This window comes from uncultured Ralstonia sp. (genome assembly GCA_913056305.1).
GTDB lineage: Bacteria > Pseudomonadota > Gammaproteobacteria > Burkholderiales > Burkholderiaceae > Ralstonia.
On the sequence record CAJXMR010000325.1, the window covers coordinates 1 to 3,648 of the forward strand.

Sequence of the window (3,648 nt, forward strand, 5' to 3'; positions counted from 1 at the left end):
TCTTGGCTGCAACCTTCTTCACTGCGGCCTTCTTGGCTGCCGGTGCCTTCTTGGCTGCAACCTTCTTCACTGCGGCCTTCTTGGCTGCCGGTGCCTTCTTGGCAGCGACCTTCTTAGCGGCCGGAGCGGCCTTCTTTGCGACGGCCTTCTTTGCGGCCGGAGCCTTCTTTACAGCGGCCTTCTTGGCCGGGGCCTTGGCGGCCGGTTTCTTCTTAGCAGCAGTTGCCATGGGAAACTCCTTCAAGATTGGGTATCGAACTATCGAGATTGAGCAACCCGACCGGCCCGATCCCACGATGCAACTGCATCGCCAGACCAACCGAGCGAGCGATTCATCGGCGCGCCACCCAACTGCGGTGGCACGCTAATGAATTCGGGGTGAAGACCCGCAGCTTGCGCGGTGGACCCACGCAGCAAGTTGCATAACCCGGCCGGGCACTTGCGCGCAGCCGCAGTCAGCCGGACAGATTGCATCCAGCGCATCTTCGTCAACTGAGAGGACCGGGGCATCGTTGCCACACCGGTCGAAACCTGATCTTGCGCGAGCCGCCGTGTAGAGCGAAAAGCCGCGTGCAGCGTGGCTTTGCGGACAGCGGAATCTTGGAGAGCGCGTGTTTTCTTTTGAGGGTAGTACGCCCATCCCGACGTGGGGATCGCAGAGACGGCACCGAGTTCGAACAGCCCTGTCGGCGTGGCGTGCATCAAAGTGGTTACGCTCCTCGACTACTTTTCACTACCGCATCTGGAAGTTCATCGTCGTTGATCGCGCGAAGCTTCCTTGCATCGAAGTCAACGTCTTGTCAAGGCGAATCATAATTCGTTTGCGCGGTGATGTTAAGAGATTTATGCAAAATGCGCGGCGAGTTTTGGTGAAGGATTGCGCCGCGTCCGTGCGTCGTCGCGATCTGGATCGCGCATGCGTAGCGAGCGACCTCGCGAATGCGCATTTTCTTGCGTCGTGACATCGTGTCAATGCGTTGCTTCGCGCCGACACCCACTTCCCGCAAACCCAGTGTTCATGCCTGTTCACGGCAACACATCATCACACGCGCGAGCGTGGCCTGCATGCGAGACGCGTGATGATCGATGTCGATGCCGATGCGCGCATCGATGCGCGTGCGAGCGATCGCGCGTCGCGAAAAAACGATGCGCGGATGCGACAACGCATGCCAAATTTCGCGCGAGGAACACTGCGAAGCGAGCGAGACGCGCGCGATCGACGCGCGTTCGTCGCGCGTGTCGACGCATCGCTCGCGCATGACGATCGATACGCGGCGCATTGCGCTCGCGCTCGTGCGCATCGAAGACGCTCACGCAAGCCCACGCACTTCGCCCCTCGCATCGACGTGTCGAATCTCGCGTCATGCATTGCGACGCGATCGCGATGTCGACGATCGACACGCGCATCGACATGGCACATGCGAAACCCTCTGCCGATCGGTGCGAGCATGACGTCCGCATCTGCATGGCCGCGGCGAAGTCCGTGAAAGCCGATTGGCGACGGCGGGTTGCCTGCGGCATTCGCGGCGCCCGGCATCACGAAAAACCGCGACCGAAGCGTTTGAAACGAGGCGGGTTTGCGACGATAGAAGAATTGCTCTACGCCTGTTTCCAGGCGCGTTTTGCTGCGGTATCAACGCGCCTATCGCTTTATTTCACGCCGTTTTACGCACCACCAATGGCCGAAAATGCTGCAACCGCATATCGGCGTGTCAGGTTATCGCTGATTGCCGCACCTTGCGGTTTCATTTCACGATCCGCTCACCACGTCAGCACGGCAATCGATCGAGCGGCGTGGTGCGGACAGGCGCGTTGTCCGTGACAACAGGGAGGGGTCGTCGCAGCAGCGGCACATCGCCACGATGCGACGACACACCCGAAGAGCAGAGAGCGCAAGACAGGGGTCCAACAAGCGTTCTGAGTTGTGGAGGGACAAGATGCGCAAGCCAGCGTTCTTGTTGAAATCGAGCCCACCGAGTCGTGGGGTTTTCCCGCAGACGAAACGTGCGTCGCGCCGGGTGCCATGCATCCTGGCAGCGACGTCGGTCGTGATGCTTGCGGGGTGTGCCACATCGGGCAGCGGCGACACGGGTGTGTCGCTCGGCGGCGGTGGCGGCGGATCGCAATCGACGTCGTCGCTCGCCGCATCGAGCTCGCCGACGTGGTCGAGCGACAGCGGCAAGAGCACGTCCACCGGCAGCGATGCGAGCGGCAGCACCACGCCGGTCGCCACGCTCACCGGTCCGGTCGAGCAGGTGAGCACCACCGTCGTGACCGCCATCGTGCCGCTCACCAGCGCGCTCACGTCGACCACGCAGACGATCGGCGCGGCGACCGGGCTCGGTACGCCGGTGAGCGGCATGCTGGCGACGCTGGGCAGTGCGCTCGGCGGCGGCGGTAGCGCCATCACGAGCGCCGGCAACGGCAACGCGGTGGTGTCGACGGTGGGTGGCACGGTGAGCGCGCTGGGCACGCTCACGGCGTCGCTTGGCACGGTGGTGACACCGTCGTCCGGCGGCAGTGCACCTGGCGCCGCGCTGACCGGCGCACTCGGCAGTGCGCTGGCACCGGTCACGACGGCGGTCGGCACGTTGACGGCGGGCATCCCGGGCGTTGGCAGTCTCGGCGGCGGTGCCACCACGGGCAATCCGATCAGCGGGCTGGGTAGCATCGGCTCGACGGTCGGCGGCCTGGTAGGTGGCGTGCTGTTGGGTGCTGCACCCGGCGCGCACCACTAGTGACTTCCCTACTCGGAAACCTTTCTTTGCATTCGGGTGCCATCACCGGCGAATGCTCACTGCTGGACGCCAGACGCGCGTTCCTCTGACGGCCAGCAGATCAAGCGGTACGGGCCGCGCTAACAAGGAGACTTACCATGACCATCCGGACCTCGCTCCAAGCTTCTTCCTCTCGCACTCTGGTAGCCGCCGCTGTGCTTGCCGCACTCGCACTGGCCGGCTGCGCCTCGGGCGGCAACCCGAACGGCGACTCATCCGCGTCGAACGCCAACAGCAACCCGGGCGCGGTGCCGGTCGGCAACGTCGCCAGCAACGGCGGCAACGTCGTCACGCAGAGCGGCAAGACCGTCAGCGACCTCGGCACGATGATCGGCACGGCGCAGGTGCCGATCATCGGCGGCACGGCCGCGCAGAAGGATCTGGGCGCAACGGTCACCTCGACCGGCAACACTGTCCAGGCGCTGGGCGGTGGCATCAGCAACGGGTTGGGCAAGATCGGCTCGACGCCGGACCCAGTCGGCACCACCGTGCAAAGCTCGGGCAACATCGTGACCAACCTGGGCATCACCGCCGGCAACGCCGGCCAGACCGTGACCGACCTGGGCGCGGCGGGCAGCCCGTTGGCGCCGCTGAATCCGGTGACGGCGCCGGCAGGCAGCACGGTCTCGGCGGTCGGCCAGGTGCTGCAGGGCGCAGGCGGCCTGGTCACGATCGGCACGTCGAGCGGGCCGGTGCAGCAGGTCACGCAGCAGTTGAGCAATGCGATCGTGCCGCTGGCGGCGCAGGTCGCGCAGGGCGGCCAGCAGGTGGGCGCGGCGTCCATGCTGGGCAGCCCGCTGGCCGGCGGGCTGAACACGGCCGGCAGCGGTCTGGCGAGCGCCGGCGGGCAGGTTGGCGCGGCTGGCGGCAA

Annotated in this window: 5 protein-coding genes; 3 read left to right on the forward strand and 2 right to left on the reverse strand. The window is 65.2% G+C overall.

Features of this window, described 5'->3' with window-relative positions:
• Both QZ609_RS25355 and QZ609_RS25360 read right to left on the reverse strand, forming a co-directional pair.
• Positions 1 to 244, reverse strand: a 244-nt coding sequence (locus tag QZ609_RS25355; RefSeq protein ID WP_295500931.1) for a hypothetical protein, incomplete at its 3' end; no start/stop codon positions are given.
• 772 nt (positions 245 to 1,016) lie between these two features.
• Positions 1,017 to 1,301, reverse strand: a complete 285-nt coding sequence (locus tag QZ609_RS25360; RefSeq protein WP_295500934.1) for a hypothetical protein — start codon at positions 1,299 to 1,301, stop codon at positions 1,017 to 1,019.
• Between the two features lie 83 nt (positions 1,302 to 1,384).
• On the opposite strand from QZ609_RS25360, the gene QZ609_RS25365 reads away from it, so the two are divergent.
• From QZ609_RS25365 to QZ609_RS25375, 3 genes are all read left to right on the forward strand, one after another.
• Positions 1,385 to 1,822: a hypothetical protein gene (locus QZ609_RS25365; protein WP_295500938.1), complete on the forward strand. Its 438-nt coding sequence runs from the start codon at positions 1,385 to 1,387 to the stop codon at positions 1,820 to 1,822.
• Positions 1,823 to 1,937: 115 nt separating this feature from the next.
• Positions 1,938 to 2,738, forward strand: a complete 801-nt coding sequence (locus tag QZ609_RS25370; protein WP_295500942.1) for a collagen-like triple helix repeat-containing protein — start codon at positions 1,938 to 1,940, stop codon at positions 2,736 to 2,738.
• 137 nt (positions 2,739 to 2,875) lie between these two features.
• Positions 2,876 to 3,648, forward strand: a 773-nt coding sequence (locus tag QZ609_RS25375; protein WP_295500947.1) for a collagen-like triple helix repeat-containing protein, incomplete at its 3' end; no start/stop codon positions are given.

Excerpts from the sequence above, each read along its gene's own strand:
- QZ609_RS25360 (WP_295500934.1), bottom strand. The coding sequence starts at position 1,301 with ATGCGCACGAGCGCGAGCGCAATGCGCCGCGTATCGATCGTCATGCGC.
- QZ609_RS25365 (WP_295500938.1), top strand. The coding sequence starts at position 1,385 with ATGTCGACGATCGACACGCGCATCGACATGGCACATGCGAAACCCTCT.
- QZ609_RS25370 (WP_295500942.1), top strand. The coding sequence starts at position 1,938 with ATGCGCAAGCCAGCGTTCTTGTTGAAATCGAGCCCACCGAGTCGTGGG.